This window comes from Alkalilacustris brevis (assembly GCF_003350345.1).
Lineage (GTDB): Bacteria > Pseudomonadota > Alphaproteobacteria > Rhodobacterales > Rhodobacteraceae > Alkalilacustris > Alkalilacustris brevis.
On sequence record NZ_QNVJ01000084.1, the window covers coordinates 48,484 to 73,186 of the forward strand.

The following is a 24,703-nucleotide window of genomic DNA, read 5'->3' on the forward strand; positions in this document are numbered from 1 at the left end:
CGATGATACTGGGCGAAAGCCTCATACTCGATCCGCTGCTGCCCTGGCCGGTGCTCTACCTGGCCTCGGCGCTGGCGCTGGGCGCGCTCATGGTGGCGGTGTGGCGGCGGCTGGGCGGCTGGTGGCTGCGCGGGCTGACGGCGCTGGTGTTGCTGGCCGCACTGGCGAACCCCTCGCTGCAAAGCGAAGAGCGCAGCAGCCTGCCCGACATCGTGCTGCTGGTGGTCGATGAAAGCGCGTCGAACCGCATTTCCGACCGCCCGGCACAGACCGAGGCCGCGGTGGCGCATGTCAGCGAACGGGTCGAGACGCTGGCCAACACCGAATTGCGCGTGGTGCGGCTCGGTGATGGCGCCGACAATCGCGGCACCCTGATGATGGGGGCGTTGCAGGCCGCGCTGTCGGAAGAGCCGCGCGACCGCATCGCCGGCGCCATCCTGGTCACCGACGGGCAGATCCATGACCTTGAGCTTGCGCCCGACCTGCCCGCGCCGCTGCACGCACTGGTGACGGGCGTTGACGGCGACTGGGACCGCCGCCTGATCGTGCGCAACGCGCCGGCCTTCGCGATCCTGGGCGAGCCGGTCACGCTGACCCTGATGATCGAGGATCAGGGGCCGGTGCCGCCCGAGTTTGCCGGGCAGGCGCGGCTTTCCTTTTCGCTAAACGGCGAGCCTGCGCGCACGGTCTCGGTCCCCACCGATCAACCGCTCGAACTGCCCGTTACGCTGGAACGGGGCGGCATGAACGTGCTGCAATTCGAGATCGCCCATAGCGAGGGCGAGTTGACCGACCGCAACAACAGCGCCGTGGTGCAGATCAACGGTGTGCGCGACCGGCTTTCGGTGCTGCTGGTCTCGGGCGAATCGCACCCCGGGCAGCGCACCTGGCGCAACCTGCTGAAATCCGACTCGGGCGTCGATCTGGTGCATTTCACCATCCTGCGCCCGCCCGACAAGCAGGACGCCGCGCCGGTTTCCGAGCTATCGCTGATCGCCTTTCCCACGCACGAGCTTTTCGTCGAGAAGATCGACGAATTCGATCTGATCATCTTTGACCGCTACCGCCGCCGCGGCATCCTGCCAATGGCCTATTTCGAGAACCTGCGCCGCTATGTCGAACAGGGCGGCGCGATCCTGGTGGCGGCCGGGCCGGAACTGGCGAGCGTTGACAGTATCTGGCGCTCGCCCCTGGGCGATATCTTTCCCGGGCGGCCGACATCGCGCGTCCTCGAAGAGGGGTTCACGCCCCGCATCACCGACCTGGGCAACCGCCACCCCGTCACCGCCGGGCTAGAGGCCCATGCTCCGGCCCTGCAACCCGGTGGCGAGGGCGACATGGACGGCCCTGGCTGGGGCCGCTGGTTTCGCCTGATCGAGATGGAGGCCCGCCAGGGCCAGACCGTCATGAGCGGCCCCGGCGACCGCCCGCTGCTGATGCTCGACCGGGTGGGAGAAGGACGGCTTGCGCTGCTGGCCTCGGATCACGCCTGGCTGTGGGATCGCGGCTATGAAGGCGGCGGGCCGCAGCTTGAGTTGCTGCGGCGGCTGGCGCACTGGATGATGCGCGAACCCGAGCTTGAGGAAGAGGCCCTGACCGCCACCGCCGAGGGACAGCGCATCACCGTCACCCGGCGAACGCTGGAGGACAGCGCCGGCGAGGTCACCCTCACCACCCCCGAGGGCGAGTCCGTGACGCTGGAACTGACCGAGTCTGAGCCAGGCCGCTTCACCGCGCGGTGGGACGCCCCCGATATCGGGCTTTACAGGCTGAGCGATGGCGATCTCGACACGGTTGTCGCGCTTGGCCCCTCGGCCCCGCGCGAATTCGAGAACACGATTGCCACCACCGGGCTTGTGCAACCTTACATTTCGGCCACCCGCGGCGCGGCGCTGCGCATCGAGGATGGCCTGCCCGACCTGCGCCAGGTGCGCGAGGGCCGCGCGGCCAGCGGGCGCGGCTGGATCGGCCTCACCCCGCGCGAGGCCTACCTTACGACCGACCTGTCCATTGCCCCGCTGTTGCCGGCCTGGCTGTGGCTGATGCTGGCCGCCGCGCTGGCGCTGGGGGCCTGGCTACGCGAGGGGCGGCAGTAGGCGGCGGGTGAGCGAGGCCGCAGCCCGGCGCCCCCCTCATGCCATGGGTGTGTCTGCGGCACGACGGCGGGCGCATGCCCTCTGGTCGGAAACGGACGCGTCCAGTTCAACGCGGGCACGCGCCAAGATATTCCCCGGCAATCGCCCGGGACAGAACAAGTGATCCCTTGCCAGCCCCCGCAATCCGCGTCACGCTACTCCAACTCCCCCTTTGCGAGCCACGCCAATGCAGATGCCCCACGCCAACCCCGCCATCCTCGAACGCCGCGACGACATCCTTGCGCAGTTGCGCGGCGCGCTTGGCCCGGATGGCGTGATCGACTCCCCCGCCGGATTGCGCACCTATGAATGCGACGCGCTCTCGGCCTATGCCTGCCCGCCGCTTGCGGTGACCCTGCCCCGCAGCACCGACGAAGTCGCCGCCGTGCTGCGCCTGTGCCATGCCGCGCGCGTGCCGGTCGTGCCGCGCGGGGCAGGCACCGGGCTGGCCGGCGGCGCGCTGCCCACCGCCGATGCCGTGGTGCTGGGGCTGTCGCGCATGGATCGCGTTCTGGAAATCGACACCGCCAACCGCTTCATCCGAGTCGAGGCCGGGCGCACCAACCTGTCGGTCAGCGAGGCCGTGTCGGAACATGGTTTCTTCTATGCGCCCGACCCGTCAAGCCAGCTGGCCTGCGCCATTGCCGGCAATATCGCGATGAACTCGGGCGGCGCGCATTGCCTGAAATACGGCGTCACCACCAATAACCTGCTGGGGGCGAAGGTGGTGCTGATGGATGGCACGGTGATCGATCTGGGCGGCCCGCACCTGGACGCGCCGGGGCTTGACCTGCTTGGGGTGCTTTGCGGCTCGGAGGGGCAACTTGGCGTCGTGACCGAGGCCTGTCTGCGCATCCTGCCCCGACCCGAGGGCGCGCGGCCGGTGCTGATGGGGTTTGATACCAACGCAGCCGCCGGGGCCTGCGTGGCCGATATCATTCGTGCGGGGCTTCTGCCCGTCGCGATCGAGTTCATGGACCGCCCCTGCATCCGCGCCTGCGAGGATTTCGCGCATGCCGACTACCCCGACTGCGAGGCGCTGCTGATTATCGAGGTCGAGGGCGCGCCCGTGGAAATCGACCATCAGCTTGCCCTGATCCGCGAGATTGCCGCCCAGCACAACCCTGTGGCCTGGCGCGAAAGCCGCAGCGAGGCGGAAAGCGCGCTGATCTGGCTGGGCCGGAAATCGGCCTTCGGGGCGATGGGGCAACTGGGCGATTACATTTGCCTCGATGGCACCATCCCGGTCTCGGCCCTGCCGCAGGTGCTCGACCGGATCGCCGCGTTGAGCGCGGAATTCGATCTGCCTGTCGCCAATGTCTTTCACGCCGGCGATGGCAACCTGCACCCGCTCATCATCTACGACGCCAACACCCCCGGCGCGCTGGAGCGGGCCGAGGCCCTGGGCGCAGCCATCCTGACACTCTGCGTCGAAATGGGCGGCTGCCTGACCGGCGAGCATGGCGTGGGCGTCGAAAAGCGTGATCTGATGGCGGTGCAGTTCACCCCCGACGACCTGCGCGCGCAGATGCGCGTCAAGGATGTGTTCGACCCCGAGTGGCTGCTCAACCCGGCAAAGGTGTTTCCGCTGGACGCCAGCGCGGCACACCGGCAGGCGGCAGGTGCCGCGGCGCCCTGAGCCGCTGAACCCCTGAACCCCTGAACCCCTGAACGAACCATGCCGTGAAAATCGGCGCCAGGGGGCCTTTCCATCGCTCCATGTGCCGCTAGGATGCCCGCGGAAAAGCCGCGTGCGCGCCCGTCGCCGCGCCACCAAACAACCGGAGGCCCTCACACATGATTCCCAAGCGCTTCGAGCATGTCGTTTTCGGATTCTTCCTGACATTCATGATGACATTTCTGATCGCCGGCATCGTCAATTTCATGGCGCTCGGCATCGTGCCCGGCTTCTTCACCATATGGTTCTGGAGCTGGATGTCTTCATGGGCTGTGGCGTTCCCCTCCGTGCTGTTCGTGGCCCCGCTGACCCGGCGGATCGTCGCAAAACTGGTCAGCGACTGATCCCAGGCGTCCGCCTGCGGGGCCGGCGCGGCCAGGCTCAGGGCTGCATGATCCGGCCCTCGCTCACCGGGGCTGCACCGCCGGCAATCCGCACCGAGCGCAAGGCCCCGTCATCGCACTTGATCGAAACCGCTATCTGCGAGGGGCGGCCCATCTCGACCCCCTGCGTGACGGTCAGCCGGGTGATGCCGTTCTCCAGCAGCCCGGCGGCTTGCAATTCGACCGCAAGGATCGCGCAGGCCGAACCTGTGCCCGGATCTTCGGCCACGCCCGAGCCGGGCGAGAACATCCGCGCCCGATAGGCCCCTGCCCCGACCCGGGTGTAAAGCCAGGCGCTGTCGGTCCCGGCCTGGGCCATGATGCTCGACCAGCGCGGCTCGCTCGGGCGGGCGCGGCCCAGCGCGGCAGTGTCGCGCAGCGGCACGAACAGAAAGCGCGGCCCACCCTGCCAGAGCGCCGGCGCCAAATGCGGCCCGCAGCCCATGTCCCCTTCACCCAGCCCCAGTGCCGGCGCCACCGCCGCGGCCGAAGGTGCAGGCACCGGCACGGCATGGGGCAATACAGGCGCCGTAAGCTCGGCGCGCACGCGCCCGGCCTGCCGGCTCACGCGCACCGGCACCAGCCCGGCCTCCAACTCCAGCACAAGCTGCCTGTGCGCCTCCCCGGCCCCGTCAAGCAGGCCCGACAGCAGCACCGCCGCGCCGATAGTGGGGTGCCCCGCAAAGGGGATTTCAGCGCGCGGCAGGAAAATGCGCAGCCGCGCCGTATGCTCGGGCCGGGCCGGCGCCATCACGAACACGGTTTCGGAAAGATTGAACTCGCGCGCGATCGCCTGCATCTGCGCATCCGTCAGGGCATCCGCCCCCAGCACCACGGCCAGCGGATTACCTGAATACGGCTCGTCGGTGAACACGTCGAGCGTGTGAAATTCCAGCGCCTCCTGCATCTGTTCGCCCCCCGCGTTCCCTTTCGTGCTTGCAGGTTCTCACGCCTGCCCCTGCAGGCAGAACAGAAGTTGCCCCTGCGCACAATACCCTTCACTGTGGCGAAAATATCCTCACTGACAGGCATCCGGCGGCGGCAATCAGCGCCGCGCCGCGCAAGGACAGACCGGCGCAGGATGCGCGCGCCGTCAGATCGCGCTCGCGCGCGCCGAGGTCAGATCGAGGAAGACATCTTCCAGATCCGGCTCCTCGGTGGCCAGGTCGGCGATCCGCACGCCCGCGTCGGCCAGCGCCTCGAGCAGCTTGCCCGCGGTGATGCGGCTGCGCGAATAGCCCAGCACCAGGGCACCATCGGCACGGCGCTCGACGCTGACGCCTTGGGGCAGCGACAGCGCCGCCGGCACCGCCCCCTCTGGCTGCACCACCAGCGTTTTGGCATCCAGCCGCCCCAGCAGCGCCGAGGTACGGTCGCGCGCGACCACCGCACCGTGGTTGATGATGGCGATCTCGTCGCACATCTCTTCGGCCTCTTCCAGGTAGTGGGTTGTCAGGATGATCGTCATGCCGCCCTGGTTCAGGCGGCGCACATTCTGCCACAGGGTCTGCCGCAACTCGATATCCACGCCCGCCGTGGGCTCGTCGAGAACGAGGATCTGCGGCATGTGCACCAGCGCCTTGCCCAAGAGCAGCCGCCGCCGCATCCCGCCCGAGAGGTTGCGCATATAGGCGTCGGCCTTGTCGGTCAGGCCGATGAGTTCCAGGATCTCGTCGGTGCGCCGGGCACGGCGCGGCACACCGTAAAGCCCCGCCTGCACCTCAAGCGCGGTGCGCGGCGTCAGGAACGGGTCGATATTCGGCTCCTGCGGCATCACACCGATGGCGGCGCGGCTCTGGCGGGCATTCACATCCTGGTCAAAGCCCCAGATGCGCACCTTGCCCGCGGTCTTGATGACCAACCCGGCCAGAATGTTGATGAGCGTCGACTTCCCCGCGCCGTTCGGCCCCAAAAGCCCGAAGATCGACCCTGCCGGGATCTGCAGGTCGATATCATTCAGCGCAGTCTTCGCCGGCTGCCCGCCTTCGGAGGCATAGACCTTGCGCAGGCCCTCGATCTCGATCGCGTAATCGGTCATGCGTGTATCACCTGTCTGAAACGGAGCGGCGAACAGGGCCGCGTCCGGCCCTTGTCCATGCCTGCGCTTTCGGTATCATGCGCAGCACTTAAGCCGTTTCTCGATCCGCGACAAGGAAGGCCCCTGCCGATGACCCGCACCCCTGCCCATGACGCCCCTGAATTCGAGGTGGTCTCCAGATACCGCGTGTGCTGCGACGGGGGCGAGGGCGCGCTTGGCCATCCGCGCGTCTGGCTGTCGATCCCGCATGACACGGGCTGGGTGGAATGCGGCTATTGCGACAAGCGATTCATCCACGAGGACCATGCCGGCGACACCGGGCGCGCGGCTTGATACCAATCCGCCTTGCCGCCGAAGTTCCGGTCGGGCATTTCAGGACGCAGCGCCGAACACGGCACACAAGCGCCCAGCCCGGGCGCGCATCGAGTCGGCTTGACATGTGGCAGCCCCGGAGGCGCGCGAAATGACATTCGGCAAAGGCCACCACCTGCACCTGATCGACGGGTCCAGCTTCATCTTCCGGGCCTACCACGCCCTGCCGCCGCTGACCCGCAAGTCCGACGGGCTGCCCATCGGGGCGGTGGCGGGGTTTTGCAACATGCTGTTCAAGTATGTCGAGGGCAACAATGGCGCCGAGGCGCCCACCCATGCGGCGGTGATCTTCGACTATTCCTCCAAGACCTTCCGCAACGAGATCTACCCCGAGTACAAGGCCAACCGCCCCGAGCCGCCCGAGGATCTGCGCCCGCAGTTTCCGCTGACCCGCGACGCCACGCGCGCCTTCAACATCGCCTGCATCGAGGTCGAGGACTACGAGGCCGACGACATCATCGCCACGCTGGCCTGCCAGGCGCGCGAGGCCGGCGGCACGGTGACGATCATTTCCTCCGACAAGGATCTGATGCAGCTTGTGGGCAACGGGGTCGAGATGCTCGACGCCATGAAGGACAAGCGCATCGGCCCCGAGGAAGTGGAGGCCAAGTTCGGCGTCGGCCCCGAGCGGGTGGTCGATGTGCAGGCGCTGGCCGGGGACAGCGTTGACAACATCCCCGGCGCGCCGGGGATCGGGGTGAAGACGGCGGCACTCCTGATCAACGAATACGGCGATCTGGAAACCCTGCTGGAGCGCGCCGGAGAGATCAAGCAACCCAAGCGCCGTCAGACGTTGCTCGATTATGCCGAACAGGTGCGCATCTCCAGGCGGCTGGTAACGCTTGATTGCGAAACGCCGCTCGATTTCGGGCTGGACGATCTGGAGGTGAAGGAACCCGAGCCCGACAAGCTCATGGCGTTTCTCGCCGAGATGGAGTTTCGCACCCTCTCGCGCCGCATCGCCGACAAGATGGGGGTCGAGGCGCCCGTCATTCCCGAAGTCGCTGCAAAGGCTGCCGGTGGTAGCGGCACCGCCGCACAACCCGCCGCGCCCGAGGCAGTGCCCTTCGACACAGCCGCCTATGAGTGCATCCGCGACTGGGCAGCGCTGGAGCGCTGGATCGACGAAATCGACGCCATCGGCCTTGTCGCGGTGGATACCGAAACCACCGGCCTGGACGAGATGCGCGCCGATCTTGTCGGCATCTCGCTGGCAGTGGCGCCGGGGCGGGCCTGTTACATTCCGCTGGCGCATCGCAAAGGCGACGGGCAGCAGGGCGGGCTGTTTGATGATGCAGCGCTGGCCGAAGGGCAGCTTGACCGCGAAAAGGTGCTCGCCGCGCTGAAACCGCTGCTGGAAGACCCTGCGGTTCTGAAGATCGGGCAGAACATGAAATATGACGCCAAGATCTTCGCCCGCCAGCGCGGCAAGGGGTTTGAGGATGGCATCACCGTAGCACCCTTCGATGACACGATGCTGATCTCCTACGCGCTCCATGCCGGGCTGCACGGGCACGGAATGGACGCTCTTTCAGAACGTTATCTGGGCCACGAGCCGATCCCGATCAAGCCGCTGCTGGGGTCGGGCAAATCGGCACGGACCTTCGACATGGTGCCCATAGACGAGGCCACGCCCTACGCCGCCGAGGATGCCGACATAACCCTGCGGCTTTGGCAGGTGCTCAAGCCGCGGCTGCACACGGCGCGCGTGACCACCGTATACGAGACGATGGAGCGCCCGCTGGTGCCGGTGCTGTCCGCGATGGAAATGGCGGGCATCCGTGTCGATCGCGATACGCTTTCGCGCATGTCGAACGCCTTCGCCCAGAAGATGGCGGGCCTTGAGGCCGAGATTCACGAGCTTGCGGGCGAAAAGTTCAACGTGGGCAGCCCCAAGCAGCTGGGCGAGATCCTGTTCGACAAGATGAGTCTCGCGGGCGGCAAGAAGGGCAAGACCGGCGCCTATGCCACTGGCGCCGACGTGCTGGAGGATCTGGCCGCCGAAGGCCATGACCTGCCCGCACGGGTGTTGGACTGGCGCCAGCTTGCCAAGCTGAAATCCACCTACACCGACGCGTTGCAGGAACATATCAACCCCGAGACTGGCCGCGTGCATACATCCTATGTGATCGCGGGGGCCAATACCGGGCGGCTGGCCTCGACCGACCCGAACCTGCAAAACATTCCCGTGCGCAGCGAGGAAGGCCGGCGCATCCGCACCGCTTTCGTGGCCGAACCCGGCAAGCGGCTGGTCAGCCTCGATTACAGCCAGATCGAGTTGCGCATCCTGGCGCATGTGGCCGGGATTGACGCGCTCAAGGCGGCCTTCCGCGAGGGCCATGACATCCACGCCATGACCGCGTCCGAGATGTTCAACGTGCCGCTCGATCAGATGACCCCGGAAATCCGCCGTCAGGCCAAGGCGATCAATTTCGGGGTGATCTACGGGATTTCGGGCTTCGGGCTGGCGCGCAACCTGCGCATCCCGCGCGGCGAGGCGCAGGGCTTCATCGACCGCTATTTCGAGCGCTTCCCCGGTATCCGCGCCTATATGGATGACACCATCGCCTTTGCGAAAAAGCACGGCCATGTCGAGACGCTGTTCGGGCGCAAGATTCACACCCCCGAGATCAACGCCAAGGGGCCGGGCGCGGGCTTTGCCCGCCGGGCGGCGATCAACGCACCCATCCAGGGCTCGGCCGCCGATATCATCCGCCGCGCGATGATCCGTGTGCCCGCCGCGATCGAGGGGCTGGCGGCGACCATGCTGTTGCAGGTGCATGACGAACTGGTCTTCGAAATGGCCGAAGACGCGGTGGACGAAACCATCGCGCGCGTGCGCGATGTGATGGAAGGCGCGGCCGAGCCGGTCGTGCGGCTTGACGTGCCGCTGGTGGTCGATGCCGGCCAGGGCGGCAACTGGGCCGAGGCGCACTAACCCCGTCGCGAGGCCGGCGCGGGCTAGCGGAACGCAGGCACAGGCAGGAAAGGCCGCTCAGCCCGCCTCGCGCTTGGCCGTCAGCATCCTGCCCAGCACCCGGCCGCCCAGCACATGCACATGCAGATGCGGCACCTCCTGCATGCCGTGGGTGCCGCAGTTCGAGATCAGGCGATACCCCGCCCCACCTGCACCGGGGCTGATCGCCTCGATCCGGCAAACCTCACCGATGGCGCGGGTGAAATCCAGGATCTCGGCATCCGTCGCCTCGGCCGCGAAATGCTCGTAGCACACGTAAGCCCCCTTGGGGATCACCAGCACATGATGCGGCGCCTGTGGGGCGATGTCGCGAAAGGCCAGGCTGTGCTCGGTTTCCAGAACCTTCTGGCAGGGGATTTCGCCGCGCAGGATCTTGGCGAAGATGTTCTCGGGGTCGTAGCGGTAGCTCATGGTGAAACCTCATTCATCGCGGATAAGTCGGGACACGCCAAGCGCCGCGGCGGCCTTTTGCGTGATGCCCAGATAGTCGGCAAGCGTGACGGTGGCGGCCCGCGCAGAGGTGCCCGGGCCAAGCGTCCGAAAATGCGCAAAGCCCGCCTCGCGCAGGCGCTCTTCCTCGTGCCTGAGATCGTTGCGCAGCGCGGGCAGAAGCTGTTGCAGCATGTCTGGCGCGCTGTTCTCGCCGATCAGGCCGAGGCGGCGGGCATGGCCGGCGAGGAAGGCCTCGTCGGGGCGGGTTTCCAGATGCAGGATATTGCAATGGGCGCGATCGGCGCTGAAATCCTCGAACAGGTCGAAACTGCCCGGATCAAGGCAGATCAGCAGCCGGTCAGTGCCATGCACCTCGTAAAGTAGACGCAGGAGCGCCCGGCGGTGGCGCGTGCGCTTTTCGACGCTGGTTTCAATTCCCCCCAGGTCAGGCAGGGGCGTGTCAGCCTCGTTGAACAGGTAGCCCAGCGCCGGGATACCGGTTGCGCCCGCGATGCGCGCGGCAATCTCCTGGCCCAGATGCCATTTCTTGCTCGACAGGATCAGCAGCGTGCGCTCGCGCCCCAGCGAGGCTTCACGCTCCCAGAATCTGGGCGCCACACGCTGGCCCACGCGCCCCTTGCCCGCCAGATAGGCATAAAGCGCGCGCCCTTCGTCGGTGATGGTAAAATCATCGCGGTCGCTTGCATAGAGTGACCCAAGCCGCACCTTGAGTTCCGCCGCGCCGGGCGAAATCTTGCGCGCGAAAAGGTAGCCCTGCGAGAGCAGAAGATCGTAATGGTCGTTGTGAAAGGTGACCGGCATTCCGTAATCGGTGAACATCAGGAAGGTCAGCGTGCGGCTGCGGATCTCGGACTCGGGCACAAGGTGGCGCACCAGGGTCTGGAAGAAGGATTCGTCCGGAATCCATGTGGTGCGGAAAAAGCGCACCACATCGGGGCGCTCGCGGCAAAACGCCAGCACCTTCTCAAGCGTTGCGCGCCGCAGGCACCACCATTGCGAGCCGATCATGATCCGCAAATCCTCGGGCGGGCGGCGTGACAGGCCCAGCCTGCGCTGCAACTCGAGGCTGGCATAGAAGGCGCGCTTGTGGCGACGTTCATTGAAGTAATGGCGGTAGTGCAGCCGATCCTCGCGCATCCCGGTTCTGATCCAGCCGGAGGTATGGAAATCGACGCTTTCGATATAGTCGGCCGGCTCGGCCTGCAGCAGGCGATGCGCATAACGGGCCGATTTGATCGGCATGCAGTCGCCCGAAATCATGTAGAAATGGCTGGCATCGGGAAAGGCGGCCAGCGCGCTCTGCGCCGCCTCAAGCGTGGCCCCGACCAGCGACCATTCCCCCCAGCCGCATTTTATCCGCCGCCGGGTGAAAACCACCCCCTCCTGCCCCGCGAGCGCAGCGTGCAGCCGCGCGTAATCGGCATGCGAAGCGCGGGCATCAAAATGGATCGCCACGCAATCGCCCGCCGCGACAAGCTGCCGTGCAAGGCCAATGATGCCCTCCGGATCCTTGTGGCACAGCAAGAGAAAGGCGATACGCGTCATTCCTGTGGCATTCCCCGTGGGCATGAAACTCGGGCCGCTTCTGTGTAACCCTGCCCGACAGCCGTTGAAAAGAGCGGGGTTCTTTGCTTACCTGCCCCGGCGCCCGGCACAGGGCGCTCCGCTTTCCCTGAAGGAGACGCCTTGCGATGAGTTTTCCCGGCACCTGGATGACCGAAAGCGGCAGCATGATCTACCGGGTGGTGCCCAAATGCGCCTGCTCGACCATCGGACAGATCATGTATTACTCGGATCACGGCCGGTTTTTCGATGGCGACATCCACGACGCCACCGAAGGGCTGCACAAATGGGGGATCGAGGCCAGCCAGCCCACGATCACGCAGGCCGTGCGGGCAGGCAAGACCTTCACATATACCTGCGTGCGCAACCCTTACGCGCGCATCCTGTCGTCGTTTTTCGACAAGATCTGCGGCATTCAGCGTAACGGGCGGCGCTATCGCGGCAACCTGGTGCCGCTGCTGATCCAGAAATACGGCATCGAGGTCGAGGGCGATTTCGACCAGATCGCTTCCTTCCGGCGGTTTCTGCTGTTTGCGCGCGACACCATCCGCTGGCGCAGACCGATGGACCCCGACATCCACTGGTCGGCCATGTCGAGCCATATCTCGACCTTCATCGCCAATGGCGGCCGCTACGACCACATCTTTTTTACCGAGCGCTTCAACGAAGGCATGCAAACGGTGCTGGAGGAGACCGAAACGCCGCATCAGGTCGATCTGGCGAATGTGCCGCGCTTCAACGAATCCGAAGGCCACGGGCCCAAGCGCGCGCATCCGGTCGAAGACTATTTCGACGACCTCGCGCTGCATCTGGTGAACGAAATCTATCACCGCGACTTCGAGCTGTTCAAATACGATCGGCTCGATCCGTCGAACAAGATGCCGGTGGGCGAGATTGATCTTGACGAAGTGCACGCCAAGCTTGGCCCTGACTGAGGCATGCGCCGCCGCGGCCCGTCCGATCGGGTCGGGCCGCAATCAGCGCTGCCCCGGGCCGAGGGCCAGGCCCGGATTTGCCGCACGCGCCGCACCGCCGCAATCGCCGGGGGCGTTGCCCCTTCCCGCAGCGGGGCAATCCCAGTTGTTGGGCTGGCTTCCCTGTTCATCACCGTTCGGAACCTGATCCTCCGCGCCGGCATCGGGCTCCTGCTCGTCCTGGCCATCCTGCCCTTGCGACGGGGCATCACCGCCCACACGCTGCCCGTGATCAAGCTCCTGTGTGCTGATCTTGTCCGAGACCCCGCGCATGACGTTTGTGCTCAGGGATGTGAAGATGATCGCCGCCGCCAGGGCCAGCCCGATGATTCCCGCCGTCAGCACAACAAAATCGACCGAAGCCGCACCAGCCTCGCCCAGCAAAAAGCGACGCGCCCGGCATGGCGCGGGGTATTGCTGGCAGGTTCTGGGTAAATCGTTCATCTTCGCCATCCTCCGGCGTGATCGCGGATGCCTAGCAGCCGGCGGGCGGGGTGCCCCAGTTGTCAGGCCAGGCCGGGCGCGTCACTTCCCATATGCCGACCAGCCCGCTGTCTAGTTCGATAACCACCGTGGCGGTGCTGCCGCAAGGCGGGGTCGGAATCAGGAGATTCGTGCCCGAGGAAGGGATTTGCCCTGACGCGGCGCGCCCGTTGAGCGTTTGCAGGGTGGCCCCCTCATAGCCTGAAAGGGTGAAATCCACCGGCCCATTGGCCGGGATATCGCCAGGAAGGCTCAGCCAGTCAGAGACGACCGTATCGCCCCAACCGGCTGTGAGGGTCTGCGGGGCAATCACGAAATCGGCATTGACCGGAGGGGTGTTTCCGTTGCCGCCTGCGTTGCCGTTGCCGCTGCCATTGCCGTTGCCGCCAGCGTTACCGTTGCCGTTTCCGCCAGCATTGCCGTTGCCACCGGCGTTATCATTACCGCCCGGATTCCCGCCGCCGGGGTTGTCATCACCGCCGCCGGGATTGTTCGTTCCAGTGCCGCCGGGGGTATCGCCCGCGTTGTTGTTGCCGCTTCCCTGCCCCGGATTGGTGTCATCGCCCAGCCCCGAACAAGATTGCCCCGGTCCGCCACAGGGGTTGCCGCCGCCATTGCCATTTCCGGGCACGAAATCGCCCGCGCCGCCCGATGGCGGCTGCGACCCGGCATTACCGCTGCCTCCACTGGACGGCGGCGGAGTTGCTTCGGCGAAGCCGGCGGCCGACTTGAAATCGAATTCTCCCGCGGTAGTGCCGATCTCTTCGCCGCCCAGCTTGACCGCCGAGATGATCCCGCCCGTAACCACAAAGGCCAGCATGAGCACCCCGGACAATACGACCACCCAGTCGCTCGTGACGGCGCCGGACTCGTCTTTCAGAAATCTTGTCCGTTTTTCGTGCATGGCCGGGCTGCCCTGTGGTTCTTTCCAGCCTGCGTTCTTGCTGCCGATTGCGCCAATCGCAGGGAAAGCCTGTGACCATTTCTTAACCACCTGCCGTAATATCGCCGCAGTTGGCCCCGCCACGCAGACCAGCGTGCCGGCTTTCAGCGGTCGGGAAGCTCGATAGTCAGGATCAGTGTGCTGAGGCTCTTGCCGTGCTTGTCCTGCGCCAGCGAGCGCGTGACACCACCGCCCAGCGCGCCCTCGATCACGAAGTTCAGCGCGCGCAACTTCGGCAGCACATAGCGACGCACCGGGCCGGCGGTGATATGGCCATAGGCCCGCGCCACGCGCCCGGCGGTCAGTTCGCGCTCCAGAATCTCCCAGGCGCGCGCGTCATAGGCGATGACCGACACGTTCGAGGTGTTCCCCTTGTCGCCCGCGCGCGAATGGCCAAGATCGTAGACACGCACCATCGGCTAACCCTCCTGCCCGTCATGCAGATGCACCTGCGGCCGGACCAGATCACGCGGGATCAGCGCCGAGGCCACCGCCAGCACCTTGCGCACCGCCGGGTCCGAGCCGCCACCGCCCCCGGCCGGGCCGTTCACATGCATGGCACGGATTTCGGTGCCCACGGCGCGGGCGGCCGCGGCACTGCCGCAGCGCGCAGCGATGCGCAGGCGCACCTCATAGGGTTCGGGGCGGCCCGCGCCCATGCCATGCAGGCTGGACATGCCGATCAGATCAGTCCGCATTTCGGAATAATGGTGCCCGTTGCGCGCCAGCCGGGCGCGCACCACTTCGGCGGCAAGCTCTGCACGCGCCACGGCATTGATGCCCGCGTAGCTCACCTCGCCCTCGCCAATATAGCCATCGTGATACCCGATCGTGACCTTGTAGCTGCTAGTGGGCGGGGCGGCGCGGGCGCCGGTGGCACAGATACGGTTCACGCCATCAGGCGCAAAGCCGACATCGGTGACATCGAGCACGCAATCGGGGGTCAGGTAGCCCGCCGGGTCGTGCATCTCGTAGAGCAGTTGCTCAGTGCAGGTGGCGGCGTCCACGCGCCCGCCGGTTCCCGCAAGCTTGGTGATGACCACGCGGCCATCGGCGCCGATCTCGCCGATCGGGTTGCCCAGGTCTTCGAGGCCCGGCACCTCCTTGATGCCGGGATCGGCGAAACAGCCGCCCGAAACCTGGGTGGAACATTCCAGCAAATGCCCGGCGAGCGTTCCGGCGGCGATGCGCGGCCAGTCGTCAGCGGCCCAGCCGTGGTGATGGACCATGGGCGCCAGAAACAGCGACGGATCGGCCACACGGCCCGTTATGACCACCTGCGCGCCGGTTTCCAGCGCCGCGACAATCGGGCCCGCCCCCAGATAGGCATTGGCCGAAACCATCTGCGGCAGGATCGCCTCAATCGGCCGGCCATCTTCCAGCACCAGATCGGGGCGCGCGCGCAGCAGATCGGCCACGTCGTCGCCCGCGACCGTGGCAACCGACAAGGGGCCAAGGCCCGCCGCCTGCGCAACCGCCTGCGTGGCGCGCGCGGCGGCCAGGGGGTTGGCCGCACCCATATTGGTCACGATGCGGATACCGTGGCGCAGGCAATGCGGCAGCACGGCTTCCATCCGCTCGATCAGGCGCGGGGTGTAGCCGGCCTCGGGGTTGTCAGTGCGCGCGAGATTCTCGCGCGCCACTGTTCGTTCCGCCAGGCATTCGAACACCAGATAGTCGATTTCCCCGCTTTCGGCGAGCGCCACCGCCGGGCCGACACGGTCATCCGAAAACCCCGCCCCGACGCCTATACGCAAGGGCCTTTCCGTCATCAGAGTTCACGCAGCGCGTTGAACTGATCGACATAGCCCGAACCGTCGATCTTGGCCGCGATCAGGGTCGTGCGCTCGGTATGACGGGCATTGGCCAGGGCGTCCTGCAGGGCGTTTTCCGTCTCGACCACCGCCGCATCGGCATCGAAGGCGCGCGCCAGGCTTTCCCAGTCGATGCCGCCGATGCCGACGCCGTAACGGTCGATACCCTTGAGCTCCTGCTTGACGCGGATCAGCGCGATCTCGGAATCGTCGAACACCACGATGGTGATCGGCAGCTTCTCGCGCGCGGCTGTCTGCAACTCGGCCACCGCCATCATGAAGCCGCCATCGCCAGTGAACGCGACCACGGGCCGGTCGGGATGGGCAATGCGCGCCGCAAGCGCGCCCGGAATAGCATAGCCCATGGAGCCGAGCCCGTTCGAGGTGAGAAACTCGCGCGGGGCGTAGGATTGCCATTTCTGCACCACCAGAAGGCGGCTTGCCCCTGCATCACAGGTGGCGATGGTCTCGCGCGGCAGGGTGGCACGGGCTACTTCCATCGCGCGCTGCGGCGAAAGGCCCTTGGCCGGAGTGTTGAGCGCGTTGATGACATCCGTCCGGAAGGTCGCGGCCGATTTCTCACCCCAGGAACTGCCGCCGCTGCACTGGTCGCTCAGCGCCGCCAGCAGCGACTTCAGGTTGCCGACAACCTCAAACTCGGCCGGCACCAACCCGTCGAGCGAGGGCGTGTTGGCCAGCGAGATCACGCGCGTCGTATAGGGCCAGGGTTTCGGCTGCAATTCCACCGCATCAAGCCCGATGGTGATGATCAGGTCGGCCTCGGAGATGAGCTTGCGCTCGATCAGACCGCCGATGATGCAGCCGGCGCGCAAGGGGTGGTCCTCGGGGATCGCGCCCTTGCATTTCGAGGTGGTCAGCACCGGCGCGCCCAGCGTCTCGGCGAGTTTGACCATCTCGTCCGAGGCATTGTCCCAGAAGGTGCCAAGCCCCACCAGCAGCACGGGCTTGCGCGCCGCATCGATCGCCGAGACCACCTTGCGCAGGCGCGCGCGGTCGGGATCGGGATAGAGGGTGTCGGGCATGATCGATGGCTCGACCTGCATCTGCCCGGCCTCTTTCGTGGTTTCGCTTTGCGGCATGTCGAACTGCACAGGCCCCGGCGCGGGCGCAATCGCAGTGCGCATGGCGCGCGCAATCTGCTGGCGCACAACCCTGGCATCCACTGTGGTGCCCCACTTCACCAGAGGCTCGTACATCGCGATATGGTCGATCCGCTGGCGCAGCCCCACCGCCTGTTCGGGCGCCGAATAGCGATCGGTGATCGCGATCAGCGGCGAACGGTCAAGCGCGGCATGGGCCACGCCGTTGACCATGTTTGCCGCGCCGGGGCCGCGGGTCGACAGGCAGACACCGGGCGCGCCGGTGATGTCGCCCCAGGTGGCCGCCAGCATCGCGCCCGCGACCTCTTGCTTCATCAGCATGAAGCGCATTCCCCGTTCGCGTGCGGCCTCCATCAGTTCGACGGATTCGCCGCCGGGATGGCCCACGATGAAATCTGTTCCCGAGGCCTTGATGGCATCGGCCAGCACTTCAACAGTTGTCGGCATGTTCTTGTTCCTCCCCTTGATCGGTTGACACGGGCGCCTCAGCCCGCGGGCGGTGCGACGGCGATATCCCCTTCGGGCAGGGGGGCGCCGCGCAAAAACCTCTGGTAATTCTCCACGGCCCGGTCGGCCACGGAGGCGAAATTGTCGATTGTCGCCCCGGCGCAATGGGGCGTGACCACCGTATTGGACAACGCAAGAAGCGGATTGCCCACCGGCGGCTCGGTTGAGAAGGCATCGAGCGCGGCGGAAAAGAGCCGCCCTTCGCGCAATGCCTCGACCAGCGCCTCTTCGTCGACCAGGCCGCCGCGCGCCGCATTGACCAGAATCGCGCCGGGCTTCATCGCCGCCAGCCGCGCGCGCGACAAAAGCCCCGCGGTTTCCGGCAGCAGCGGCAGGTGCAGGCTTACCACGTCGGCGCGCGCCAGCAGATCGTCAAGCGGCAGAAGGCCGGCATTCAGGGCGGCTTCGTCCTCGGGGCTGGCCTGTACCGGGTCATAATAGACAATGCGCACCCCGAAGCCGGACAGAAGCCGCGCCACCTGTCGCCCGATAGCGCCGAACCCGACAAGCCCGATGGTCTTGCCACCAAGGTGCCGGTTTTCGCCGCGCACGGCCTCCTTGTCCCAGCGCCCCGCGCGGGTCTGGGCATCGAGCCGGGGCAGGTTACGGCAGGCAGCCAGCATCAAAAGAAGCGTGTGCTCGGCCACGGGAATGTTGTTGCCCGCCTGAAGCCGCGCCACCGCCACGCCATTGGCGGCACACCAGGCGGTGTTGATCCGGTCCACCCCGGCGCCCAATTTCTGGATGAAGCGCAGCGACGGCGCCTGTTCAAGCAGGCTGGCCGGCAAAGGCGTGGCCATGACAAAGGCCGCATCCGCCCTGGAAAGCGCCCGCGCGCGCTGCTGTTCATCGGGGCCTTCCGTCACCGCGAGCGACCAGCCCGGCACGAGGCGCGCGCGAATCGTTTCGATCACGCGCGGATGAAACGGGTCGATGATCGCGATTGTCTTGCCTGTCATCTCCACCCCCCTGTCGCCGTCGGTCATGCGTTGAACAACGTCTATATCAGCATCATATCCAACTGTATACATATGGCGCCATCTGGATGCGAGGCCAATATTCAACCCCGGCGCAAAACTGCAACCACCCCCGGCTCCGCCGTGGCGCTCCCGTTTTCGGCTTCGGCTGGAAACGCACGCCCACGCGGTATATTGGTGTATGCAGTCAGGTATTTTCATTATCATGGGCGACCCAGGCGCTCAGCAGCGAAAGGCAACACATGTCGCGTGCGCATGAGATCTACGAGGCGCTGATCACCGATTTGCGCAAGGGCAAATACCGCTATGGCGACCGGCTGCGGGCCGAGGTGCTGGCCAGCGAATTCGGGGTCAGCCGGACGCCGGTGCGCGAGGCCCTGTCGCGCCTGCAGGAACGCGGCCTGCTCGAGATGACCCCGGCCGGGCTGGCCGTGACACGGTTGACACGCCAGCATGTGCTGGAACTTTACGCCGCACGCGAGGTGCTTGAAGGCTCGGCCGCGCGCTATGCGGCGCAGCACGCCTCGCCCAGCGACATCGCCACCATGCGCGACATCGCCCGCGCTTTCGCCGAAAGTGCCGGAGATTCGGCGCGCACCAATCATCTGAACCGGATGCTGCACAACGCCATCTATGAGGCGGCGCACAACCGCTACCTGATGACCATGCTTGACGGCATGAACGACACATTGATGCTTCTGCCCACCGACACCTTCGACGTGCCCAACCGCATCAACGCGACGATGCGCGAGCACGAGGCGATTCTCGCCGCGATCGAAGCCCGCGACCCCGACGCCGCCGAAGCCGCCGCCCGCGCCCATATCCGCGAGGCGCTTCAGGTCAGGCTGAGCCTGATGTTCAACTACTGAGCGGCCCGCCTCAGGCCAACCCCTCGAACCCGTCGGGCAATGGCCGGCCTGTGGCGGCATAGCGCTGCACCAGTGGCAGCAGGTCGGCCGCGCGATAGGGGATGCCTTCGCGCAGGCGCTGTGCTTCCAGCCGGGCCTCGGGCTCGCCTGCGATCATGACCTCGTCAAACCCGTCGGCAAGCGGGTTCGCTTTCATCCTGTCGACAAACGCATCCATGCGGGCCGAAATCGCCTCGCGCGCGAGGAACAGATCGGGCCGGATCGCCAGCATGAAATGCCCCACCCATTGCGGCCGGTCGAAGACCTTGTATTGATCGCCGACCTCACCGGCGAAGGCCGCCCCGGTAAACACCCCGCACAGAATATCCATGAGCATGCTCAACCCCGACCCCTTCGGGCCGCCCATCGGCATGACCACGCCGCGCAGGGCGGCTTCCGGGTCGGTGGTGGGGCGGCCGTTCTCGTCAAGCGCCCAGCCTTCGGGAATGCTCCGCCCCTCGCGCAGGGCGCGGCGGATCTTGCCGCGCGCGGCAACCGCGGGCGACATGTCGAGAATAAAGGGCACGCCCCCCGCGCCCGCAGGAAACCCAGCGCCAAAGGGGCTGGTGCCGATCAGCGCCGCACGCCCGCCCCAGGGGGGCATGGCAGGCGAGGCATTGGTGAAGATCAGGCTGGCATAGCCCCGCTCGGCCGCCTGCAGCAGGTAATTCGCCGCCATTCCGAAATGGGTCGAGTTGACGACCCCGACCAGCCCGACGCCGGACTCTTCGGCGATGGCGAGCGCCTCGTCCACCGCGCGGCTGGCCACCACGAAGCCCAGCCCGTTCTTGCCGTCAAGCCGCGCGACAGCGGGTGCGACGCGCTCAGGCTCCAACTGCGGCGCGGGATCGATCAGCCCGAGGTCAAGCCGTTCCAGATAGCCCGGCATGCGCGTAATACCGTGAGTGTCGACCCCGCGCAGATCGGCCCGCACGAGGCAATGCGCGGTGGTCGCGACGTCAGGCTCCGGCACGCCGTACTGGCCAAGGATACCGGCGACCAGCGCCTCGGCGCTGGCCGGGGCAATGTAGCGGATGCCTGTGGACGCGGCTGCATCTTTCTGCATGGCTGGCCTCCTGGATCACGGTGAATACAACTGGATACCATCATGAATACGCCCTGACAGCCAGGCTTGCAAGCCGTGCAGCGCATGGGTTTGACGCCAGATACACAGAAGTATACAGATGGATTCGACAATGAAACGGGAATACTCCGGATGCTGCTGCTAGAACATGATGCGAAGGCCGCCCTCGAGGCGCGCGGCGTGCCTGTCCCCGCAGGGGCATGGTTTGAGGCAGGCGACGCGCCGCCCGCGCTGCCCTGCATGATCAAGGCGCAGGTGCCCGCTGGCGGGCGCGGCAAGGCCGGGGGTATCCGCCGCGCCGAGACGGCACAACAGGCCGACACGCACCGCGCCGCGATCGTGGGCCTGACCATCGGCGGCCACCGCGTGCTGGGCTGCCGGGCCGAGGCCGTGATCGAGAACGGGCATGAGGTCTATCTTGGCTTCACGCTCGACGCGGCGGCGGGCAAGGTGCGGGTCATGCTGTCGGAAGCGGGCGGTATAGATGTTGAGGACGCAGGCGACGCAATGCACCACGCCCTTGCCGCCCCTGCCCCGCACGCACTAGCCGCTGCCGTGGACGGGCTGGCCGAAGCCTTGCCCGATGATCTGCAAGCCGCCGCACGGGACGCGGGCAGGATTATCGGGAAGACGTTTCTCGATCTCGACGCGCTGCTGCTGGAGATCAACCCGCTGATGCTGCTGCCCGATGGCGGCTGGGTGGCCGCCGACGTGCGGCTGGCCATCGACACCGATGCCCTGCCCCGCCAACCCGACCTGGCCGCCTTGCTCGAGGCCCGCCCGCAAGCTTATGGCGATGCGCTTTTCAAGCGCCACCAGGGCTACGACCTGATCGTGATCGACCCGAAGGGCGAGGTCGGGCTGGTGACAACCGGGGCGGGCCTGAGCATGAAACTGATCGACGAGATGACCGAACAGGGCGTGCGCCCTTACAATTTCTGCGACATCCGCAGCGGGCAGATGCGCGGCGACCCGGCGCGGCTGATCGGGGCCTTTCAGGTGATGGCGCGTGCACCCCGGCTGAAGGCGGTGCTTGTGAATATCTTCGCCGGTGTCACCGATCTGGGCGAATTCGCGGAACTTCTGCTGACCGCCCTCAAGGCCGTGCCCGAGCTTGAGGCGCCCATCGTCGCCCGGCTGGCCGGCAACGGGCAGGAGCGCGCCGCCGCAATTCTGACCGGCAGCGGCGTCACGCTGGAACAGAACCTTGACCGCGCCGTCGCGCTGGTCAGCAACCATGCGAGGCAGGGCGCAGATGCTTGATGCGGTTCTGGGGCCTGCCCCGCAGGACATTCCGGTCATCGTGCAGGGCGCCACGGGGCGCGTGGCGCAGAACCATGTGCGCCTGATGCGCGATTACGGCACGCGGATCGTGGCCGGCATATCACGCTCTACCCGCACCCCGCGGATCGATGAGATCCCCATCTATACCGACACCGCCCGCGCCGTGGCAGAAACCGGCGCGCGAGCAAGCGTCATCATGGTGCCGCCCCTTTCGGTGCTCGACGCCATTTCGGAGGCGCTTGAAGCCGGACTCAAGCTGGTGGTCACGGTGACCGAGGGCGTGCCCGCCCATGACGCATTGCGCGCCCACGCACTGGTGCGCGCGGCGGGGGCCTGCTGGATCGGTGCCTCGACACCGGGGCTGGCGGTGCCGGGCAGGCTGAAGATGGGCTTCCTGCCCGATGTCGCACTGGCGCCGGGGCCGGTCGCGATCTGGTCGAAAAGCGGCACACTTTCTTATGAAAGCGGGCTGCGGCTGGTGCAGCACGGGCTGGGACAATCGGCCTGGATCGGAGTGGGGGGCGATGCAATCAAGGGCACGCGCTTTGCCGATCTGGTCGAACCCTTCCGCAACCATGCCGCCACCCGCGCGGTGCTGGTGATCGGCGAGATCGGTGGCACCGAGGAAGAGGAACTGGCCGAAACACTGGCCCAAACCCCCCTCGGCAAGCCGGTTCATGCGCTGATCGCCGGCGCCTCGGCGCCCGAGGGGCAGGCCATGGGCCATGCCGGGGCCATGGTCATGGGCAACCGCGGCAGCCATGCCTCGAAACGCGCGGCTCTGATGGCCGCAGGTGTCAGGGTGCATGACCGGATCGGCACGATGATCGACGCCATTACCACCGATATCAGGAAAGGCCAGCAATGACCCCCGAGTTCACCACCGAACAGAAAGCCATGATCCGGTCTGTGCGGGAGCTGACACAGGGCAATTTCATCGCCCGCGGCACCCGCTATCTCGATGGCAGCTTCCCCTGGGAGAATCTGCGGGAGCTGGCCGGGCTGGGCGTTCTGGGCATGGCCGTGCCCGAGGAATACGGCGGGCTGGGCCTGCCGGTCTTCGACACCGCGCTGGTGCTCGAGGAGATCGCCAAGGGCTGCTATGTAACCGCCATGGCGGTGCTGGGCGAGGTGGGCGTGCAAACCCGCATCATCGCCCATTACGCGCCCGAGAAAATCAAGCAGCGCATCCTGCCCGGTGTCTGCGAGGGCACGAACATCCTTGCCGTCTGCATGACCGAACCCGACGCCGGCACCGATGTGGCCAGCTACCGCACCAACACCACCGTCAAGAGCGACCGGGTGATCGTGCGCGGCACGAAAACCATGATTTCGCGCGCGCCCGAGGCGGCAATGTTTGTCGTCTTCACCCGCGTGAACGGAGAGCCGGGACGCGAGGGGATCGGCTGCGTGCTGGTCGATGCAGGCACCCCGGGGCTCGAGATCACAGCGAACTACCACACGCTGGGCGGCGAAAACCTGCACGAGGTGCAATTCAACGATGTGGAACTGCCGCGCGAGAACCTGGTGATCGAGCATGACGGCTTCCGAAAGCTGCTCAACGCCTTCAACACCCAGCGCTGCCTGAATCCCTCGATCTCGCTGGGGCTGGCCGAAGGCGCCTTCGACCAAGCGCTGAAATACGCGAAGGAGCGCATGGCCTTCGGACGCCAGATCGGCGGCTTTCAGGGGATGCGCTGGAAGCTGGCTGACATGTATCGCGATATCGAACTGGCGCGCGGGCTGCTTTACCGCGCCTGCGCCAGCGCCGATCCTTTTCCCGATCCGTTCCTCGCGGCCAATGCCAAGATCGCCTGCAACGAGATGTCGCTGCGCGTCACCAGCGAGGCGATCCAGGTGCATGGCGGGTTCGGCTTCACCGACGAGGCGCTGGTCTCGCGGCTTTATCGCGGCGCGCGCTACGGCACGCTTGGCGGCGGCACCTCCGAGACACTGCGCGACCTGGTCGGCAAGCGGCTCATGGCGCGTGACGATGACGGCGACGGCATACTTGGCCGTCTCATCAACTGACATCGCCAACAGGAGGCATCGCAGATGGGCACCAGGTTCACAAATCCGCTGAAGGAAAAACTTGCACGCGGCGAGGTCGCGCTGGGCATGAGCCTGCGCCTTGCGCGTTCGCCCGATATTGCGCGCATCGCCAAGACCACCGGGCATGACTTCATCTTCATCGACACGCAGCACTCGATCTTTGGCCTTGAGACACTGAACAACATCGCGCAGACGGCCCTTGCCATCGGCGTCGCGCCGGTGGTGCGCGTGCGCGGCATTGACGACCCGGATGTCTCGCTTCTGCTCGACAATGGCGTGACCGGCATCGTCTATCCCGATATCGAAACGCCCGAGCAGGCACAGAAAGCCGTCGATACCTGCAAGTTCGCGCCGATAGGCAAACGTTCGGTCAGTGGTGGCTATCCGATGTTCGATTTCGCCCCGATGCCGCTCTCAGAGGCGATGCCGCAGCTCAATGAGGCCACACTCGTGGTCTGCATGATCGAGACCCGCGCGGGCCTGGAAAATGTCGAGGCCATCGCCGCCGTGCCCGGTGTCGATGTAATCCATGTCGGCACCAATGACCTGCTGGTCAACATGGGCAAGCCGGGGCAGTTCGACGACCCGGAAATCATCGCGGCGCAGGACCGCGTGAATGTCGCCTGCGCGGCCAATGGCATCATCGCCGGCTGCGGCGGAAACCGTGACGTGACGCGTCAGAAGGGCATGACCGCCAAGGGAGTCCGCTTCTTCACCACGCAAACCGATATTGCCTTTCTGACCTCGGCCGCCAGCGCATGGACAAAGGCACTGCGCGAAGACTGAGCCACAGGGCTTCGCGTCGGCAGGCTGCCGGCCCATTCCGCGCGCCTGTGGCGGGCGGGGGCCTGCGGCGCGGATATTTTTCTCACAGTGAAGGGATGGGGCGCGCCTGCAAATTCACTGTGGCAAAATATCCCCGCCGGAGGCTTCGGTGCGGCGCAGCCGCGCCGAAAA

Annotated in this window: 22 protein-coding genes; 11 read left to right on the forward strand and 11 right to left on the reverse strand. The window is 66.3% G+C overall.

What is annotated here, in order from left to right; translation table 11 throughout:
* The first annotated feature begins 2 nt into the window (after positions 1-2).
* The 3 genes from DQ229_RS13205 (at position 3) to DQ229_RS13215 (ending at position 4,157) form a co-directional block, all read left to right on the forward strand.
* The gene (locus DQ229_RS13205; RefSeq protein ID WP_114966751.1) at positions 3-2,096 is read left to right on the forward strand and encodes a hypothetical protein; all 2,094 of its coding nucleotides are present in this window, start codon (positions 3-5) and stop codon (positions 2,094-2,096) included.
* A 226-nt stretch (positions 2,097-2,322) separates the two neighbouring features.
* Entirely contained in the window at positions 2,323-3,774 is a 1,452-nt protein-coding gene (locus DQ229_RS13210; RefSeq protein WP_114966729.1) for an FAD-linked oxidase C-terminal domain-containing protein, read from the forward strand.
* A gap of 158 nt (positions 3,775-3,932) precedes the next feature.
* Positions 3,933-4,157 carry a DUF2798 domain-containing protein gene (locus DQ229_RS13215; RefSeq protein ID WP_114966730.1) on the forward strand — a complete coding sequence of 75 codons (225 nt, stop codon included), beginning with the start codon at positions 3,933-3,935 and terminating at the stop codon, positions 4,155-4,157.
* A gap of 37 nt (positions 4,158-4,194) precedes the next feature.
* Here DQ229_RS13215 and DQ229_RS13220 read toward each other — a convergent pair whose 3' ends face one another.
* A complete protein-coding gene (locus DQ229_RS13220) occupies positions 4,195-5,103 on the reverse strand; it encodes a PhzF family phenazine biosynthesis protein (protein ID WP_114966731.1) in 909 nt (302 codons plus the stop codon).
* 186 nt (positions 5,104-5,289) lie between these two features.
* Positions 5,290-6,234, reverse strand: a complete 945-nt coding sequence (locus DQ229_RS13225) for an ABC transporter ATP-binding protein (protein WP_114966732.1) — start codon at positions 6,232-6,234, stop codon at positions 5,290-5,292.
* Between the two features lie 129 nt (positions 6,235-6,363).
* Here DQ229_RS13225 and DQ229_RS13230 point away from each other — a divergent pair, with 129 nt between their 5' ends.
* Positions 6,364-6,567 carry a zinc-finger domain-containing protein gene (locus tag DQ229_RS13230; RefSeq protein WP_114966733.1) on the forward strand — a complete coding sequence of 68 codons (204 nt, stop codon included), beginning with the start codon at positions 6,364-6,366 and terminating at the stop codon, positions 6,565-6,567.
* A gap of 130 nt (positions 6,568-6,697) precedes the next feature.
* Entirely contained in the window at positions 6,698-9,544 is a 2,847-nt protein-coding gene (polA, locus tag DQ229_RS13235; protein WP_114966734.1) for a DNA polymerase I, read from the forward strand.
* Positions 9,545-9,601: 57 nt separating this feature from the next.
* Here polA and DQ229_RS13240 read toward each other — a convergent pair whose 3' ends face one another.
* The gene (locus DQ229_RS13240; protein ID WP_114966735.1) at positions 9,602-9,994 is read right to left on the reverse strand and encodes a histidine triad nucleotide-binding protein; all 393 of its coding nucleotides are present in this window, start codon (positions 9,992-9,994) and stop codon (positions 9,602-9,604) included.
* A 9-nt stretch (positions 9,995-10,003) separates the two neighbouring features.
* Positions 10,004-11,581 carry a DUF5928 domain-containing protein gene (locus DQ229_RS13245; protein ID WP_114966736.1) on the reverse strand — a complete coding sequence of 526 codons (1,578 nt, stop codon included), beginning with the start codon at positions 11,579-11,581 and terminating at the stop codon, positions 10,004-10,006.
* Between the two features lie 146 nt (positions 11,582-11,727).
* Between DQ229_RS13245 and DQ229_RS13250 the strand changes: the two genes are divergently transcribed.
* Positions 11,728-12,534: a sulfotransferase family protein gene (locus DQ229_RS13250; RefSeq protein WP_114966737.1), complete on the forward strand. Its 807-nt coding sequence runs from the start codon at positions 11,728-11,730 to the stop codon at positions 12,532-12,534.
* 42 nt (positions 12,535-12,576) lie between these two features.
* On the opposite strand, the gene DQ229_RS16660 is transcribed toward DQ229_RS13250, so the two are convergent.
* The 6 genes from DQ229_RS16660 to DQ229_RS13280 form a co-directional block, all read right to left on the reverse strand.
* Positions 12,577-13,017 (reverse strand): hypothetical protein, encoded by a 441-nt coding sequence (locus DQ229_RS16660; RefSeq protein WP_202909584.1) that lies wholly within the window; start codon positions 13,015-13,017, stop codon positions 12,577-12,579.
* A 31-nt stretch (positions 13,018-13,048) separates the two neighbouring features.
* Positions 13,049-13,960 carry a hypothetical protein gene (locus DQ229_RS13260; protein ID WP_114966738.1) on the reverse strand — a complete coding sequence of 304 codons (912 nt, stop codon included), beginning with the start codon at positions 13,958-13,960 and terminating at the stop codon, positions 13,049-13,051.
* Positions 13,961-14,103: 143 nt separating this feature from the next.
* Positions 14,104-14,415: an AtuA-related protein gene (locus DQ229_RS13265; protein ID WP_238381081.1), complete on the reverse strand. Its 312-nt coding sequence runs from the start codon at positions 14,413-14,415 to the stop codon at positions 14,104-14,106.
* A 3-nt stretch (positions 14,416-14,418) separates the two neighbouring features.
* Positions 14,419-15,756: an acyclic terpene utilization AtuA family protein gene (locus DQ229_RS13270; protein ID WP_238381082.1), complete on the reverse strand. Its 1,338-nt coding sequence runs from the start codon at positions 15,754-15,756 to the stop codon at positions 14,419-14,421.
* 14 nt (positions 15,757-15,770) lie between these two features.
* The gene (locus DQ229_RS13275) at positions 15,771-17,381 is read right to left on the reverse strand and encodes a thiamine pyrophosphate-binding protein (RefSeq protein ID WP_114966740.1); all 1,611 of its coding nucleotides are present in this window, start codon (positions 17,379-17,381) and stop codon (positions 15,771-15,773) included.
* A gap of 38 nt (positions 17,382-17,419) precedes the next feature.
* Complete coding sequence (locus DQ229_RS13280; protein ID WP_162300870.1) at positions 17,420-18,400, reverse strand: NAD(P)-dependent oxidoreductase; 981 nt, start codon at positions 18,398-18,400, stop codon at positions 17,420-17,422.
* 260 nt (positions 18,401-18,660) lie between these two features.
* Between DQ229_RS13280 and DQ229_RS13285 the strand changes: the two genes are divergently transcribed.
* Positions 18,661-19,287, forward strand: coding sequence for a GntR family transcriptional regulator (locus DQ229_RS13285; protein WP_162300871.1), 627 nt, complete (start codon positions 18,661-18,663; stop codon positions 19,285-19,287).
* Between the two features lie 10 nt (positions 19,288-19,297).
* Here the strand turns inward: DQ229_RS13285 and DQ229_RS13290 are convergent, their stop codons facing one another.
* On the reverse strand, positions 19,298-20,392 hold the full coding sequence (locus DQ229_RS13290) for an Ldh family oxidoreductase (protein WP_114966743.1): 1,095 nt from the start codon (positions 20,390-20,392) through the stop codon (positions 19,298-19,300).
* Positions 20,393-20,542: 150 nt separating this feature from the next.
* Between DQ229_RS13290 and DQ229_RS13295 the strand changes: the two genes are divergently transcribed.
* The 4 genes from DQ229_RS13295 to DQ229_RS13310 are packed head-to-tail and all read left to right on the forward strand — an operon-like array spanning position 20,543 to position 24,532.
* Complete coding sequence (locus DQ229_RS13295; RefSeq protein WP_162300872.1) at positions 20,543-21,673, forward strand: ATP-grasp domain-containing protein; 1,131 nt, start codon at positions 20,543-20,545, stop codon at positions 21,671-21,673.
* Positions 21,666-22,562, forward strand: coding sequence for a succinate--CoA ligase subunit alpha (locus DQ229_RS13300; protein WP_162300873.1), 897 nt, complete (start codon positions 21,666-21,668; stop codon positions 22,560-22,562). The genes DQ229_RS13295 and DQ229_RS13300 overlap by 8 nt, the downstream gene beginning before the upstream one ends.
* Positions 22,559-23,725, forward strand: coding sequence for an acyl-CoA dehydrogenase family protein (locus DQ229_RS13305; RefSeq protein WP_114966746.1), 1,167 nt, complete (start codon positions 22,559-22,561; stop codon positions 23,723-23,725). Before DQ229_RS13300 ends, DQ229_RS13305 begins: the two co-directional genes overlap by 4 nt.
* 24 nt (positions 23,726-23,749) lie before the next feature.
* On the forward strand, positions 23,750-24,532 hold the full coding sequence (locus DQ229_RS13310; RefSeq protein ID WP_114966747.1) for an HpcH/HpaI aldolase family protein: 783 nt from the start codon (positions 23,750-23,752) through the stop codon (positions 24,530-24,532).
* Positions 24,533-24,703 lie beyond the last annotated feature (171 nt).

Bases quoted from the DNA above. Each gene is read 5' to 3' on its own strand.
- DQ229_RS13205 (WP_114966751.1), top strand. From the start codon at position 3: ATGATACTGGGCGAAAGCCTCATACTCGATCCGCTGCTGCCCTGGCCG.
- DQ229_RS13210 (WP_114966729.1), top strand. From the start codon at position 2,323: ATGCAGATGCCCCACGCCAACCCCGCCATCCTCGAACGCCGCGACGAC.
- DQ229_RS13215 (WP_114966730.1), top strand. From the start codon at position 3,933: ATGATTCCCAAGCGCTTCGAGCATGTCGTTTTCGGATTCTTCCTGACA.
- DQ229_RS13220 (WP_114966731.1), bottom strand. From the start codon at position 5,103: ATGCAGGAGGCGCTGGAATTTCACACGCTCGACGTGTTCACCGACGAG.
- DQ229_RS13225 (WP_114966732.1), bottom strand. From the start codon at position 6,234: ATGACCGATTACGCGATCGAGATCGAGGGCCTGCGCAAGGTCTATGCC.
- DQ229_RS13230 (WP_114966733.1), top strand. From the start codon at position 6,364: ATGACCCGCACCCCTGCCCATGACGCCCCTGAATTCGAGGTGGTCTCC.
- polA (WP_114966734.1), top strand. From the start codon at position 6,698: ATGACATTCGGCAAAGGCCACCACCTGCACCTGATCGACGGGTCCAGC.
- DQ229_RS13240 (WP_114966735.1), bottom strand. From the start codon at position 9,994: ATGAGCTACCGCTACGACCCCGAGAACATCTTCGCCAAGATCCTGCGC.
- DQ229_RS13245 (WP_114966736.1), bottom strand. From the start codon at position 11,581: ATGACGCGTATCGCCTTTCTCTTGCTGTGCCACAAGGATCCGGAGGGC.
- DQ229_RS13250 (WP_114966737.1), top strand. From the start codon at position 11,728: ATGAGTTTTCCCGGCACCTGGATGACCGAAAGCGGCAGCATGATCTAC.
- DQ229_RS16660 (WP_202909584.1), bottom strand. From the start codon at position 13,017: ATGAACGATTTACCCAGAACCTGCCAGCAATACCCCGCGCCATGCCGG.
- DQ229_RS13260 (WP_114966738.1), bottom strand. From the start codon at position 13,960: ATGCACGAAAAACGGACAAGATTTCTGAAAGACGAGTCCGGCGCCGTC.
- DQ229_RS13265 (WP_238381081.1), bottom strand. From the start codon at position 14,415: ATGGTGCGTGTCTACGATCTTGGCCATTCGCGCGCGGGCGACAAGGGG.
- DQ229_RS13275 (WP_114966740.1), bottom strand. From the start codon at position 17,381: ATGCCGACAACTGTTGAAGTGCTGGCCGATGCCATCAAGGCCTCGGGA.
- DQ229_RS13280 (WP_162300870.1), bottom strand. From the start codon at position 18,400: ATGACAGGCAAGACAATCGCGATCATCGACCCGTTTCATCCGCGCGTG.
- DQ229_RS13285 (WP_162300871.1), top strand. From the start codon at position 18,661: ATGTCGCGTGCGCATGAGATCTACGAGGCGCTGATCACCGATTTGCGC.
- DQ229_RS13290 (WP_114966743.1), bottom strand. From the start codon at position 20,392: ATGCAGAAAGATGCAGCCGCGTCCACAGGCATCCGCTACATTGCCCCG.
- DQ229_RS13295 (WP_162300872.1), top strand. From the start codon at position 20,543: ATGCTGCTGCTAGAACATGATGCGAAGGCCGCCCTCGAGGCGCGCGGC.
- DQ229_RS13300 (WP_162300873.1), top strand. From the start codon at position 21,666: ATGCTTGATGCGGTTCTGGGGCCTGCCCCGCAGGACATTCCGGTCATC.
- DQ229_RS13305 (WP_114966746.1), top strand. From the start codon at position 22,559: ATGACCCCCGAGTTCACCACCGAACAGAAAGCCATGATCCGGTCTGTG.
- DQ229_RS13310 (WP_114966747.1), top strand. From the start codon at position 23,750: ATGGGCACCAGGTTCACAAATCCGCTGAAGGAAAAACTTGCACGCGGC.